The sequence below is a fragment of the Brevibacillus reuszeri genome, from assembly GCF_001187725.1.
Classification (GTDB): Bacteria; Bacillota; Bacilli; order Brevibacillales; family Brevibacillaceae; genus Brevibacillus; species Brevibacillus reuszeri.
The window spans coordinates 560,399-573,351 of the sequence record NZ_LGIQ01000005.1 but is presented as its reverse complement, the minus strand read 5'-3'; the positions used below and the strand labels follow the sequence as shown (position 1 = coordinate 573,351).

17 protein-coding genes are annotated in these 12,953 nt (G+C 48.1%); 4 read left to right on the top strand and 13 right to left on the bottom strand.

Annotated elements, in window-relative coordinates; all coding sequences use genetic code 11:
- Positions 1–45: 45 nt before the first annotated feature.
- Positions 46–420, top strand: a complete 375-nt coding sequence (locus ADS79_RS06270; protein ID WP_049737552.1) for a winged helix-turn-helix transcriptional regulator — start codon at positions 46–48, stop codon at positions 418–420.
- Between the two features lie 91 nt (positions 421–511).
- On the opposite strand, the gene ADS79_RS06265 is transcribed toward ADS79_RS06270, so the two are convergent.
- The 3 genes from ADS79_RS06265 to ADS79_RS06255 form a co-directional block, all read right to left on the bottom strand.
- Entirely contained in the window at positions 512–889 is a 378-nt protein-coding gene (locus ADS79_RS06265) for a VOC family protein (protein ID WP_049737551.1), read from the bottom strand.
- Positions 890–930: 41 nt separating this feature from the next.
- Complete coding sequence (locus ADS79_RS06260; protein WP_049737550.1) at positions 931–1,287, bottom strand: MmcQ/YjbR family DNA-binding protein; 357 nt, start codon at positions 1,285–1,287, stop codon at positions 931–933.
- A gap of 95 nt (positions 1,288–1,382) precedes the next feature.
- Positions 1,383–2,237 (bottom strand): DUF6597 domain-containing transcriptional factor, encoded by an 855-nt coding sequence (locus ADS79_RS06255; protein WP_236699903.1) that lies wholly within the window; start codon positions 2,235–2,237, stop codon positions 1,383–1,385.
- 83 nt (positions 2,238–2,320) lie between these two features.
- Between ADS79_RS06255 and ADS79_RS06250 the strand changes: the two genes are divergently transcribed.
- Positions 2,321–3,085 carry a YheC/YheD family protein gene (locus tag ADS79_RS06250; RefSeq protein WP_049737549.1) on the top strand — a complete coding sequence of 255 codons (765 nt, stop codon included), beginning with the start codon at positions 2,321–2,323 and terminating at the stop codon, positions 3,083–3,085.
- 165 nt (positions 3,086–3,250) lie between these two features.
- Here the strand turns inward: ADS79_RS06250 and ADS79_RS06245 are convergent, their stop codons facing one another.
- From ADS79_RS06245 to ADS79_RS06220, 6 genes are all read right to left on the bottom strand, one after another.
- Positions 3,251–3,526: a DUF2277 domain-containing protein gene (locus ADS79_RS06245; protein WP_049737548.1), complete on the bottom strand. Its 276-nt coding sequence runs from the start codon at positions 3,524–3,526 to the stop codon at positions 3,251–3,253.
- Positions 3,527–3,529: 3 nt separating this feature from the next.
- Entirely contained in the window at positions 3,530–4,276 is a 747-nt protein-coding gene (locus ADS79_RS06240; protein WP_049737547.1) for a CPBP family intramembrane glutamic endopeptidase, read from the bottom strand.
- Positions 4,277–4,316: 40 nt separating this feature from the next.
- Entirely contained in the window at positions 4,317–4,754 is a 438-nt protein-coding gene (locus tag ADS79_RS06235; RefSeq protein WP_049737546.1) for a MarR family winged helix-turn-helix transcriptional regulator, read from the bottom strand.
- Positions 4,755–4,942: 188 nt separating this feature from the next.
- Entirely contained in the window at positions 4,943–5,407 is a 465-nt protein-coding gene (gene mscL, locus ADS79_RS06230) for a large conductance mechanosensitive channel protein MscL (RefSeq protein WP_049737545.1), read from the bottom strand.
- A gap of 23 nt (positions 5,408–5,430) precedes the next feature.
- On the bottom strand, positions 5,431–6,357 hold the full coding sequence (locus tag ADS79_RS06225; protein WP_049737544.1) for a nucleoside hydrolase: 927 nt from the start codon (positions 6,355–6,357) through the stop codon (positions 5,431–5,433).
- The gene (locus ADS79_RS06220; protein ID WP_049738153.1) at positions 6,354–7,223 is read right to left on the bottom strand and encodes a nucleoside hydrolase; all 870 of its coding nucleotides are present in this window, start codon (positions 7,221–7,223) and stop codon (positions 6,354–6,356) included. Before ADS79_RS06220 ends, ADS79_RS06225 begins: the two co-directional genes overlap by 4 nt.
- Positions 7,224–7,459: 236 nt before the next feature.
- Between ADS79_RS06220 and ADS79_RS06215 the strand changes: the two genes are divergently transcribed.
- Positions 7,460–7,792: a hypothetical protein gene (locus ADS79_RS06215; protein WP_049737543.1), complete on the top strand. Its 333-nt coding sequence runs from the start codon at positions 7,460–7,462 to the stop codon at positions 7,790–7,792.
- Between the two features lie 169 nt (positions 7,793–7,961).
- Entirely contained in the window at positions 7,962–8,621 is a 660-nt protein-coding gene (locus tag ADS79_RS06210; RefSeq protein ID WP_084765661.1) for a metallophosphoesterase, read from the top strand.
- 285 nt (positions 8,622–8,906) lie between these two features.
- Here ADS79_RS06210 and ADS79_RS06205 read toward each other — a convergent pair whose 3' ends face one another.
- From ADS79_RS06205 to ADS79_RS06190, 4 genes are all read right to left on the bottom strand, one after another.
- Positions 8,907–9,122: a hypothetical protein gene (locus ADS79_RS06205; protein WP_049737542.1), complete on the bottom strand. Its 216-nt coding sequence runs from the start codon at positions 9,120–9,122 to the stop codon at positions 8,907–8,909.
- 63 nt (positions 9,123–9,185) lie between these two features.
- Positions 9,186–10,403 carry an ABC transporter permease gene (locus ADS79_RS06200; protein ID WP_049737541.1) on the bottom strand — a complete coding sequence of 406 codons (1,218 nt, stop codon included), beginning with the start codon at positions 10,401–10,403 and terminating at the stop codon, positions 9,186–9,188.
- Positions 10,400–11,122, bottom strand: coding sequence for an ABC transporter ATP-binding protein (locus ADS79_RS06195; protein WP_049737540.1), 723 nt, complete (start codon positions 11,120–11,122; stop codon positions 10,400–10,402). The genes ADS79_RS06200 and ADS79_RS06195 overlap by 4 nt, the downstream gene beginning before the upstream one ends.
- A gap of 4 nt (positions 11,123–11,126) precedes the next feature.
- Positions 11,127–12,812: an efflux RND transporter periplasmic adaptor subunit gene (locus ADS79_RS06190; protein WP_049737539.1), complete on the bottom strand. Its 1,686-nt coding sequence runs from the start codon at positions 12,810–12,812 to the stop codon at positions 11,127–11,129.
- Positions 12,813–12,953 lie beyond the last annotated feature (141 nt).

The following is a 12,953-nucleotide window of genomic DNA, read 5'->3' as shown; positions in this document are numbered from 1 at the left end:
AGTACGATAGGCACTTTTTAGTTCCTATAGAAAGAAGGAGCGATCATGCAGAAAAAGAAATACAATATATCCGTGGAAGCCACACTAGAGGTCATCGGCGGCAAGTGGAAATGTGTGATCTTGTGTCATCTGACCCACGGGGAAAAACGCACGAACGAATTAAAGCGGCTCATGCCCGGAATCACGCAAAAAATGCTGACTCAGCAGCTACGCGAGTTAGAGGATGACGGAATCATTAATCGGATTGTCCACCATCAGGTACCGCCCAAAGTGGTGTACGAGCTTAGTGAATATGGCTGGAGTCTAAAGGGCATATTAGACACACTCTGCGCGTGGGGAGAACGACATATCATTCGCGTCTACGGTGACACCACCGATATGCTTGAGGACAGCATCCTCAATCAGAAGAAGACCACATAACCCGCTTTTCCTTTTGGACATGCAAAAAAGCCGATTCCCTGTAAGTGACAGGCGTCGACTTTTCGTACTGCTGGTGAAGGAAGGAAATACACTACACAAACAGACTGATGAGATTTCCATCCGGGTCTTTGACAATGGCGTAGCGCTGCCCCCAAACGGCATCCCACGGCTCTTTGTGGCCTTCATATCCATGCGCAGTGAGCGTTGCATACAATTCGTTTAATGAGTCGACGTCATCACATGCAAAAGCAAGCTCGATCCGATGACCGCTTGCTGCCTCCCAGCCTCCATACACGCTTTTCGCAATCTCAATCGTATCAAACGCCAAACGAACCCCGTCTCCGGCCACTTCTACGTGATGGTCTTCATTTGCACTCTCTGGAATTTCCAAACCAAGCAGGCGATAAAAATCCAATGCTTTTTTCATGTCTGCCACAACAATACCAACCATATCCAGCTTTACTCGCATCGCTCTTCACTCCTGTTCCTACTCTTTTTCAAAACGGTCACTTACAAAACAACTTCCTGCTGCACACGCTTGGGGAGCTTTTGCAAGACCTGCGTATAAGAATGCTCAATCAGCTTTTCCCACAGCTCCTCAGGAATATCCGTATCGAAATAATGAGAATTCCAATGGGTTTTATTCATATGGTACCCGGGAACAATTCCTTCGTAGATTTCCCGCAGCTCATCTGCACGAGCCGGATCGCATTTTAATGTGAGGATCGGTACGCCCTTGCTATCTGCTCCCAGCATCGCAAATATTTTGCCGCCAATATGGTAACGGTCCGCTTCCCAATCCATCTGATAATCATGCGTCGATCCCTTTTGTTTGCGGCATAATGCATCTACTGTTTGTTTGTCCACAGTAATTCTCCTTCCGATCCTTAGGATATCAGCTTTCTTCCTTCCTGAATTGTAAAAAACGGACATGTTCAAGTCGCGAGCCAATCATCCCCTGCTCAAGTAGAAAAAATGTGCCGAGGTGACACGCCATAATACGCTTTAAAATTTTTGATGACGTGCGATTGATCATAATAGCCATATTTGAGTGCGACATCTGTAAAGGTCGCTTCGGTGCCTCGGAACAGTTCCTGCAGCAAGCTTTGGAATTGAATAATGCGAATCAACTCCTTGGGACTGACCCCCAGCTCGCTTTGAAAGATTCTGCGCAAATTTCTTTCACTGTAGTTTACCTTTTCTGCCAAAGAACCGATCGTCATGCTACCTCGACACTCGTAAATGTATTGCATGCTTGTCTCAAGCAAACCGCCTGCACGGATAGGGCTCTTCTGAAAAAGCTGTAGCAAGCTATCTTCGATCAGTGCGATTCTACCAGCGATATCTGTTGCTTCGCATAAGCCCTCTACAATCCTGTGGGCACCTAGCCCCCATAAATCCTCCAGATACACCCGGTTGCCATTGATCAAGGATATCGGATAGCGCAGAAAAAGATGTGCCGTTTCCGAATAGAAGCGAATCCCGAATAACGATTGATGCCCCATGATCGGCATGAGCTCATAGCTTCTCATCAAGCTTGAAACAAACGCCCCTTTTGCAGCAGAGGTAGTCCTCAGGTCAAAAATGATGTCCACACAGCCATCCGGGATAACCCGATTCCATTGATCCCCATCGACTTCCCCGGTAACTGAGGTCCAATAGCATGCCACATATTGCTCTAGCCTTTTGCTAGGTGCGTATTCCCGATAATAAGCAGACATCTGGCTATGTTTCAATACAGGCGGCTGGACAGGACGAAACAATTGCATCTGATTTCGCATCCTTTGCACATTCTCTTCCCCTTTCCTATTTTCCATAAACGGTCTGACTCCTGCTCACTCATTGCCATTTTAACGTATATCATGGGTAGGAATGGATTTTTCGAAGCGAGGTGCATGAATTGATCTCTTCTTCCAAATGGAGCCTGCATCAGTTCTTTTCCAAGAATGCATACATCCGTCCATTTTTGCCTCCCACTTCTCTTTATCAGCCAGCTCTTTTGGGTACTTATCTCGCCAAATACCAAACTGTCTATATCAAGCCGACCCGGACCCATATGGGAAAAGGAATCATCCGGGTCTGGAAAACGGAGGAAGGCTATCAATTTGTAAAGGAGCGAGGTGAGCCTGAACACGCCAGATCCCTGGAGGACTTGCAAAACAAAATTGCAAATAAATGCAGTGAGAAAAACTATATCATCCAGAAAGGGCTTGATTTAGCCCAAATCGATGGACGCTCCTTTGACATTCGGGTCATGATGATGCGCAACGGCCGAGGCAGATGGCAATACGCCGGGATGCTCGCCAAGGTAGCGGGCTCAGACAGCGTGATTACGAACGTAGCACGCGGAGGAGGGTATGCGGTTACGGTCCCACTCGCACTTGTGAAATCAAAAGCGGTAGATGCTTCTAAAGTCAAAAGTGTCGTGGCGCAATTGATCCAAATCAGTCATCGCGTCTGCACCCACTTCAAAAAGTATAGACATACTTCTCAGATCGGAGTCGACTTTGCCATTGATAAGCAAGGGAATATTTCGATTATCGAGGTCAATTACGATTTTCCCTCTCACGCCTTGTTCGCCAAGCTCAAGGACAAAACGTATTTCCGTACCATCAAGCGCCTTCACTTCCAATACCGCAATCGAGTGAAAACAAAACGGTCATAACCGTTTTACCGCAAGCGGTCACATCCACTTTTATGAAAACCGTCGCGACGTTTTTCACCGAAAAAAGAAGAAAGTCTAATTTCAATTTTAACAACCTCTTCTACAAAAAAGGATAGAGGCGCCCGTTGTCAGCTACGCCTCTATCCTTTTCGGGTTGGTTTATGGTTACGACTGTGTCCCGAATCGTTTTGCATTTCTGACACGTGCACGCTCCATCTCGATTTCACGATTTTTTGGCTCTGCGTTGGACACAAGTGAATCAAGCAATTTTTGCGCCGCCACAGTGACTTCTTCTACAGCCTGGTCAAAAGCAGCTTCATTTGCCTTTGAAGGCTTTTGAAAGCCTGAAAGTTTTCTAACAAACTGAAGCGCTGCGGCCTTAACCTCGTCTTCTGTTGCTGGCGGATCAAAGTTGAACAATGTCTTGATATTTCGGCACATGGCTTACTCCTTTCGGCTATTTGCCATATATACTTCCTCTTGTGGACGAGCCCATTTTGATTTTTCAAAGCCATACCAGACGATGTGAAACAGCATGTGACAAATGATAGCGGATAACAAGCCACTTTTCCAGAACAACCACCCACAGCAAATACCGACAAAGATATTGGCTGTGATCGCGTACGTAAGTAAGGGCGTCGTCAGCCTTCCGACAGTTTGCTGGGCTCCCGGGAGGTGAATCAAGGCGAACAGCAGAGCGGAAATCGCGATCGCCAGCCAGTACACCAAATTCACATCACTAATTGCCAACCACTTGTTCATGCTCCAAACGAGAGTACTCATGAGTCCCCAACGGAAGATCAGCTCTTCGACAATCCCACCATATAATACCCTCGTATCGATTCCTACATTTTGTCTTGCCCGATCGATCTTTGCAATTACGTTTTTTCCAGTGACCTTTACGAGGTAACCGTAGTAATAAATCAGATGTGCACCAGCGCATAGGAAAGAGATAAGGAAGGTCATTGCTCCTATCTCAGAAAGAGTTGGTGCTGCGAAGCCTGCGTCCTTGTATAACCAGGTGCCAGCCAGAACACTCGGGACAACGAGCACCATGTGGCTCACCAAACGAGCGAAAAACGGGATGTCTTCACCTCCAGTTTCTTTGATGAGTTTTGGCTCTATTCTTAGCATCGTGAACACACCCGGTAATGCCAACGCGAACAGCAGCACTGCCACTAGCCAATCCATGCCCCTTCTCCCCCTTGACCAACGCGTTATCAGGCTCCCGTTATTTCGATTTTTCCGCAAGTATCAAGTCATGCAGTCTATTTGTGAATCGTTGAAAATGGATCATTTCTTCTTCTTCCAGTTTGGAAAAGTATTTTTCAATGACGACATCGTCGACAGCTTCGATCTCTGCATACATCTTAATCGCCTTTTCTGCCAGCTTGACAAATGTCTCACGCCGGTTCGCTGAATTTACTTCACGTTTTACATAGCCGTCCTGCTCTAGCTTCGCAACCAGCTGACTAGTTGAGCTAAGAGACATATTCAAATGCTTGGCGAGCTCACCAATTGTGATCTTTTCATGCTCCTGCACCTGCTGGAGAAGGATGGATTGCTTTGGGGTAATTTCAAAATGGTAGAGGGCTTGAAAATCCTCTGCTAGCAAGGCATTGATTTTATCCATCATTTTGAGTGTTTCCTTTATTGTTTCTATCTTCATCGAAAAGCACCTCATGATATTTCAAGAACTTAAACTGTTTATATTCATTTAATGTTAAAGTGAGGGAAATGTCAAGTGATGCCACCATTGTATTCCCTACTTCCCTGACAAAAAAATAGTGGATGACTATGCCTACGTCCACATAGTACCCACTATTTTCCAAAACCATTTATGTCGCAAAAATTATGCTAGCTGTGCGCAGGCTCTGTTCCTTTTGCTTCCAGCATAGAAGTACAATTCGGGCAACGAGTCGCCTTGATCGGAATAGACGTAATGCAGTGCGGGCATTCCTTGGTTGTGTCAGGAGCTTTGACCACTTCTTGCTTGCGTTTGAAACGATTCAATTGCTTGATCACGATAAAAATCGAGAACGCAATAATAACAAAATCGATCACGGTATTGATGAACAGACCGTAATTCAGAGTAGCTGCTCCTGCATCTTTTGCTTCCTTTAACGTATTGAAGTGCGTCCCGGTAAGACTGATAAACAGATTGGAAAAATCCACTTTCCCTAGTAATAGCCCAATGAGAGGCGTAATAATGTCATTGACCAAGGACGTCACAATCTTACCAAAAGCAGCCCCGATGACAACCCCGACTGCGAGGTCCATGACGTTCCCTTTTAAGGCAAACTCTTTAAATTCTTTTAACACAGCAAATCCCTCCTGTTAATCCATTACATGACATATTTCAAAAAGTGACTGACAAACCTCTCCGAATCTACTTCCAAGCACACCTCTACATTCGGTGCCTTCTCAGGATGCTCACGTCTGTCTCCAATCGTGCGGGCATCACTTGGTCCACCAGAAGTATCTACCTCCACATGCATCGGGACGGTACGAACAAATGAAGGATCGATTACAACACCCACGGCCAACGGATCATGCAGCCCGCAGCCGCGAACATTTCCTACCGTCACATACGCATCCATGTACACATCGCACATATCGGCAAAAAAATGGCTGAGCTTCGTATCACGTGCTCTCCATTGCACCAGATGCTCACGCGTGAGCAGTGTTTGCATCGTCACATCGAGTCCGACCAGAGTAAGTGGTATGCCCGATTGAAAAATATAGGAAGCCGCTTCTGGATCGGCGCAAATATTCGCCTCTGCGACTGGCGTGCGGTTGCCTGGAACTGTGACAGCTCCGCCCATCACCACAACTCTTTCGACCAAGGAAACGATTTCTGGTGCTGCCATAATTGCCAAAGCGAGATTAGTCATGCTGCCGACCGTAACGAGCGTAATTTCATGCGGATTTTCCTTGATCGTAGAAATCAGAAACTGCACGGCATTTTGCGCCTGTGCCGATCCCACAGGAGCTGGCAAAACTACATTACCCAAGCCATTCTCCCCATGAAACAGTCTCGCTTTCGCAGTTACTTCACGAACGAGTGGCTTGGAAGCCCCTTGATAAACAGGGATATCCGCTGCCCCGATCAGCTCAAGAACTTGCAGCGTATTGCGTGTCGCTTCTTCTACCGTAATATTGCCAAAGGTCGTCGTGACACCGCATACGTGAACAGCAGGTGAATGAACAGCGTACGAAATGGCCATGGCATCATCAATGCCAGTATCCACGTCTATGATGATTTTTTTCATCGTCTGATCTCCCCCTCCCGTTCCAAAGCAGCTTGCAGCCAAGACTGCTGCTGCTCTATATCGATTTGCACACAAACGTCTGTATCCCGACCTACACTCGGCTTCGCTCGCAGGTCAGCCAGCACCGCCCCGCGAGACAAAGTACTCGTGCAATCAACGGTCAGCTTCATTTGCTGGATAACGATTGCAGAAGGATGTAGCGCAGCGACCATCGCTCCCCACGCATCCAAGCGCAGATGAGATCCTTCTGGCTGCCAGTGTTCCATCTCTTCAGAGCGAATCATCCCTGTATTTTTTGCAATCGAAATAATGGCCTGTACCTGCTCATTCGTCAAAGCGAGCTGCTGGGTAGCGTCTGTTGGCACCAGCAATAACGGCAAGCCTGCTGCAAGCACAAAAGCAGCCGCTTCAGGGTCCCCATACATATTGGCTTGTGCGATTGGTGTTACATCACCAGGTACACGAATCGCTCCACCTTGTACCACGACGCGCTTCAGGTGCTTTGCGAGCATCGGTTCGCTCGCTGCTGCTTTTGCCAATGTCGTCAAACGTCCAAACGTAACAAGAGTTAGGTCCCCGTCTGCTTCCTGCGCTTTCTCTAACAGAAGACGTACTCCCTCTGTTGCCTGAGCGTCAGGAGCTGCCCCAAACAAAGCACGTGGTTCTCCTGAGACGACGTCAATCTCATATCCTGGCTTTGCCCAATCCATTACTTTTTGTGCCAGCGCCATCCCGCGCCCGGCATCCGTATCACTACAAATGACCCCAACAACCTTGGTTTCCGTAGCCTGCAGCGCATAGGCCAAAGCAATAGCCTGATCCATTCCTCCACAAAAATCGATGAGCAAACGCTGTTCTTGAGCCAAAACCATCACCTCTCAATCTCTCACATCGGTTTCTATTAAAAATAGCTGTTCTTATGCTATCCAAATCAAGAGAAGTCGTCAAATGACTATTCACCTATACGTATACTGTGATTCACTCTTGCTTCCTGCCAGCAACTATTTTACACTTAATCGTGAATTCGACAAAATCCGTCAGATTTCTAAGACCCCTGATTGATGCAGAAGCCTCTACATAAAAGAGCAAAGGAGCATGAAACATGCTTTCTCAGACTCAGCAAGCTACTGAATCGATTTCAATAGCATCCAACCAACTCATCAACGCGCTGACTTTACATAAAAAGAAGCCCTATTTACCCATTTGGGGAGAGCTGTTCCATGCCTTGCGTGAAATTGCCAAGTTTGGACGACAGCGGCAGGAAAATCTTTTGGTCTATCACGTCGATCCCTCTGGCAGCCTCTGGTATCGCTATAAAGAGGATCTGTTTCTTGTTGACCTGCCAGATCACTCCATCACCATCTCTCTTTCTCATGAACAACTGATCGACGCTCTGATGAAAGGCAGCTTTGCACCGTCGACTGTACATAAATAGCGAGTAGCCGTTTATGGAGACGCCTATGAATCGTTTCCTGAGGCGGCTTATTTCTTTTTCATGCGCTGTCAGCTCTAGCGAACGACTGGTATAATATGGAGATCACTGCTCTACCAAGGACGGCACAGGAAAAATAGGAGTCCAAGACAAAAGGAGGTGCAACAGCCCTATGAATGTATTCGTTGTCGGTGATGTACATGCCTGTTTGAATACCTTTCAAGGATTACTGGCGCGATATTGGAATCCGCAAGAAGAGATTCTTGTTCAGCTCGGTGATTTGATCGACAGAGGGAGAGATACACCTGGGACGCTTCGTTTTGCCCAGTCATTGAAGAAATCTCATGGTCCAAACGCCATCTTTCTCAAAGGCAATCACGAGTATGAGTTTACCCAGCATATTGAGCATGGCCCAAACCAGTATTGGCTTCCCCAATGTGGCTATGAAACTCTCGCACAGCTGCGTGAAGCGAATATGGACGAGCAGGAGGTGGCCAATTGGATCTCTCATCTGCCTCTCGTCTGGGAAAACGAGCATATCCTCATTAGTCATGCAGGTATCACTGATCAAACTAAAGACCCGCTACTCGAAGAAAATCCTCTAGGCGTGCTCTGGAATCGTACCCCGCTCGCAAACATCCAAAAGCTGCAAATCATTGGACACACCCCCTGTCTCTCCGGATATCCGGAGTACGAAGAGAAATCTCATTCGTGGAATATAGACACTGGCGCCTATCAAAAAGTCGCTTTGAGCGCTATTCGAATCAGTGATCGAGGAAAAGTGCTTGAAATCGTCCAGCAATCGGTGGATGAACGGGATATCTCGTCATGAGCATAAGAAAAGCCCAGGCTTTCAAACCTGGGTACGCACGTCTCTCTATTTAGTGAGGGAAAGCTCCCTCTTGGCCATCTCTAAAAAAAAGAGGCGGCCCTCCTGCACAGTTTGGGTGCCGCCATCCCGAACTTCCCCAAGTTCGTTCATACAGGAATTGTACTATGAAACTGTCCTATCGAAAAGTGTCAGGTTTTGTTTTATAGCGAAATTGTGGGATTTTATATGAAGAATTCGGTAAAAAATCGAAAATCCCTGATCCACCTGAGTGAATCAGGGTGATTTTTACTTGCTATCATTCCCTACAACATCTGCTGCTCTGGGACCGAAGATGATGTACAAATAGACATATTGACTGACACTTACACGCGGAAAAACAAACGCAATGTTCGTTTTTCCTTCCATTTGTCTGACGAAATACCGCAATTTACTCGTTTTGATTTTTTTCATGATGCGGGTCGCTTCCCGCCACGGTACGGAAAATTGGACGTTTTTTTCCATTGTACATACACCTCACCCGGCTAGTATGCCCCGGATTGGAAAAAAGTAACACGTCCCTTCCTTCTATTCGTAGCGAAGCGCATCAATTGGCTTGAGCTGTGCTGCCTTTCTCGCCGGATACACACCGAAGATAACGCCTACCAAGGACGATGTCAAAAACGCGTACAAGATTGGTGACATGCTGATCGAGGTAGCCATGCCCCCCAGCTTGCTGATGACGAGAGCAGCGCCTACTCCGAACAAAATCCCCACGACGCCGCCGATCAGGCTAAGCGTAACAGCCTCGATCAAAAACTGCCGAAGAATATCGCTTCGTTTTGCCCCGATCGCTTTGCGAATCCCAATCTCCCGCGTACGCTCGGTAACGGACACGAGCATGATGTTCATGACTCCGATTCCCCCTACAATCAGCGAGATCGCAGCGATTCCCGAAAGCAGTGCGGTCATCGAGCTGGATACCTGTTGCGCCGTGTTCAGGATGTCTGACTGTGAGGTGATCCGAAAATCATCTGCTGCTGTTGGTCTGAGATTATGCTGCGCGCGGATCGTAGACGTGATATCCAGCTTGGCTTGATCCATTTGGTCAGACGAAGCGGCAGAAACATAAATCGTTCCGACATTTTTCCCACCGGTCAAGCGGCTCATTGCTGATGTAATCGGGATGAGAATACGGTCGTCATTGTTTGTCATACCAGAGCTTCCTTGACTTTTGAGCACACCGATAATGGTGAAAGGAATTCTGTTGATCTGAACGGTTTGTCCGATCGGGTTTGTATTCGTATTCGCAAACAAGTTGTTTACTACTTCTGTACCTACTACAGCTACATTAAACTGCTGTTTTACTTCGAAGTTTGTAAAAAAACGTCCTTGTGCTACCTCTACATTGCGCACATCTGGAAAGGCTGCTGTTGTTCCTTCCAGCGAGCTTGAGTAGTTATTGCTGCCCCAAACGATCTGTGCGCGGCCGTTCACACTCGGAGCTACACCTGCGACCGATTCCTTCTGCCCAATCGCTTCTGCATCAGCCAGCGTCAACGTGTTCAAGGAGCCTGCACCCAAGCTCACTCGCCCTTGTGTCGCCTGTCCTGGCGCTACGATCAAAAGATTACTGCCCAACCCGTTGATCTGGGAAGCAACGCTAGAGGACGTTCCTTCCCCAATCGCAACCATGGCAATAACCGCTGCGACCCCAATAATGATCCCCAGCATCGTGAGAATGGAGCGCAGACCATTTGCTTTGATGCTTCGAAACGAAATGCGTACACATTCCAAAAAGCTCATTGGCTCACTTCCTCTGACAACACTCTTCTACGCTCTGTCACCAGTTCGTTCGCGATGATTTGACCATCACGAAAACGGACGATCCGTTTGGCGTACTCCGCGATATCCGGCTCATGCGTAACCAGAATGACGGTTTTTCCTGCATCGTTTAGCTGCTGGAAAATCCCCATGATTTCTTCACTCGTTCTGGTGTCCAAAGCTCCTGTTGGTTCATCCGCCAGTAAAATAACCGGATCATTCACCAAAGCACGGGCAATGGAAACACGCTGCTGCTGCCCCCCGGACAGCTCGTTTGGCTTATTATTCAACCGTTCTGCCAAACCGACACTGATCAGTGCCTGGACGGCTCGCTGTCTCCGCTCCTTAGCCGAAACGCCACCATAAAGCAAAGGAAGCTCTACATTTTCAACAGCCGTCGTCCGCGGAAGCAAATTGAAATTTTGAAATACGAATCCGATCTTTTGATTACGGATTTCCGCCAGCTCATCATCATGAGCCTCTGAGACAGGAAAGCCATCCAAGTAAAACTCACCAGAGGTAGGCTTATCCAGGCAGCCAATCACATTCATCATCGACGATTTGCCAGAGCCGGATGGACCCATGATCGCAACGAAGTCCCCCTCCTCAATCGTGAGGCTTACTCCGCGCAACGCCTGGATTTCCTGATCACCGATCTGATACTGTTTTTTCAACGATTCGATTTGAATAACCGGTTTCATCTCATCATCGTCCTCTCATCTGGACGACGCCTCCGCCACCGAAGCCTCCACCCTGGAAGCCTCCACCGCCTCCAAAACCGCCCATACCTGGCATACCACCCGTGCGACCAGAGTTTTGGTTGGAGCTAGACGTAGCTGTGTTCATGAGAATGACGACACGATCCCCTTCTTTTAAACCTTCGGTGATTTCTACCTTGTCAGAAGCGAAGTACCCGATCTTGACCGGCTGGAAACGATACGGCATGTTTGCTCTACCTTCACTCGCTCCTGCTCCTGCTCCTGCTCCTGCTCTTGACCCTGAGCCGGACCTTCCTCCTTCTCTTGCTCCTTCCCGATTCTTCCCTTGCTGCTGCGCTTCGTTTGCTGCCGGCTCTGTTGTCTGCGCTGCACCGTCTGCATTGCCCGCCATCACATAAACCCCATCCTGACCGTTGCGGGTTTGCAAGGCTTGGGCAGGAACAAGCAGGACATTTTGGTGCGTACCAATCTCTATGGTAACGTTCATCGTCATCCCGATTTTGAGCATGCTGTCCTTGTTTGCGACAGAAAGCAGCACGTCATACGTCGTAACGCCAGAATTTGTTTTCGCTTCCGGGTAAACCAGCTTCACCTTTCCATTGAAGGTTTGATCTGGATAGGAGCTTGTTGTAAACGAAACGTTCAGCCCTTCTTTTACTCTTCCAATGTCGCTTTGGCTGATTTCGGCCAATACTTCCAGATCGCCAGAATTCGAATTGTCCATGATGATGAAATCATTGGACGGGATTTCCCCGACATTACCGTTGAGCTGGACAATGACGCCGTCCATCGGTGCTTTCAGCGTCACCGCATTCAATGCTTTTTGGGCTTGCTGAAGCTGTGCCTTTGCCTGCTCCACAGATGCTTTGGCAGCAAGAACCGTAGCTGCGTCAGGACCTTCATGCGCATCATTTAGTGCCTCAAGCGCTGTTTGGTACGCTGCCTGGGCTTGCTCCACCTTTGTCGATGACTGCCCCTTTGTCTGACCAGCTGACAGGACCGCTGTATTGTAGTCCCGCTGTGCCTGATCCAGCGAATTTTGCGCACTGTCATACTCGGTTTTGGAAATCGCGCCTGCCTCAAACAACGCCTTTTGCGAGCTAAAGGTTTTCTGTGCGGTCTCCAAATTCGCTTTCGCCTTTGCTTCGTCATTGGCCGCCTTTTGGGTATCAATGCTCTGCTTCGCCATGTCCAGCTCGGATTTAGCCTGGTTTACGTTTGCTTGCAGGGAGCTAATTTCCGCTGCCGTTTTACGTTTTTGGGCATCCTCCAGCCTTGCCTGGGCGGAGAGCAGATTCGCCTCTGCATTCGTCACCTGAATTTTCGCGACGGAATCATCCATCGTCGCCAGTACCTGTCCTGCCTTTACTTGATCGCCGATTTTTACTTCAATGGACGAGATCGCATCCTTGGCGTCCTCTGCGTCAGAGAAGGAAAGAGAGGTGCGCTTGGACGCCTGGACAGTACCAGAAGCCAGCACCGTCGCTGAGATATCCCCCCGTTTTACCGTTTCCATCAAAAACGCGGCTTGTGCGCTTTGGGGCGTCATAAAAGTCTTGTATGCATACACGCCTCCCCCGCCAATCAATACAACAGCCAGGCATGCCAAAATGATCTTCTTCTTGCTTTTTGATTTCAAAAGAAATGATTGCTTCTTTTCTGTTTCCGCCACAAAAAGACCCTCCTACCCTCTGCGGTTGTACGTGTCCGCAACTGATGGGATCAATATACGTAACGAATACGTCAGGAAAAAGTCAGATTGTCCCTCGTAAAAAAGAAAAAACGACCTTGCTCAATCGCAAAGTCGTGTGTC

What these genes read in the sequence shown, in the direction of transcription:
- ADS79_RS06200 (WP_049737541.1), bottom strand. Translation starts at nt 10,403, where the DNA reads ATGAGCTTTTTGGAATGTGTACGCATTTCGTTTCGAAGCATCAAAGCA.
- ADS79_RS06255 (WP_236699903.1), bottom strand. Translation starts at nt 2,237, where the DNA reads ATGGAAAATAGGAAAGGGGAAGAGAATGTGCAAAGGATGCGAAATCAG.
- ADS79_RS06215 (WP_049737543.1), top strand. Translation starts at nt 7,460, where the DNA reads ATGCTTTCTCAGACTCAGCAAGCTACTGAATCGATTTCAATAGCATCC.
- ADS79_RS06195 (WP_049737540.1), bottom strand. Translation starts at nt 11,122, where the DNA reads ATGAAACCGGTTATTCAAATCGAATCGTTGAAAAAACAGTATCAGATC.
- ADS79_RS06245 (WP_049737548.1), bottom strand. Translation starts at nt 3,526, where the DNA reads ATGTGCCGAAATATCAAGACATTGTTCAACTTTGATCCGCCAGCAACA.
- ADS79_RS06270 (WP_049737552.1), top strand. Translation starts at nt 46, where the DNA reads ATGCAGAAAAAGAAATACAATATATCCGTGGAAGCCACACTAGAGGTC.
- ADS79_RS06225 (WP_049737544.1), bottom strand. Translation starts at nt 6,357, where the DNA reads ATGAAAAAAATCATCATAGACGTGGATACTGGCATTGATGATGCCATG.
- ADS79_RS06205 (WP_049737542.1), bottom strand. Translation starts at nt 9,122, where the DNA reads ATGGAAAAAAACGTCCAATTTTCCGTACCGTGGCGGGAAGCGACCCGC.
- ADS79_RS06210 (WP_084765661.1), top strand. Translation starts at nt 7,962, where the DNA reads ATGAATGTATTCGTTGTCGGTGATGTACATGCCTGTTTGAATACCTTT.
- ADS79_RS06240 (WP_049737547.1), bottom strand. Translation starts at nt 4,276, where the DNA reads ATGGATTGGCTAGTGGCAGTGCTGCTGTTCGCGTTGGCATTACCGGGT.
- ADS79_RS06235 (WP_049737546.1), bottom strand. Translation starts at nt 4,754, where the DNA reads ATGAAGATAGAAACAATAAAGGAAACACTCAAAATGATGGATAAAATC.
- ADS79_RS06265 (WP_049737551.1), bottom strand. Translation starts at nt 889, where the DNA reads ATGCGAGTAAAGCTGGATATGGTTGGTATTGTTGTGGCAGACATGAAA.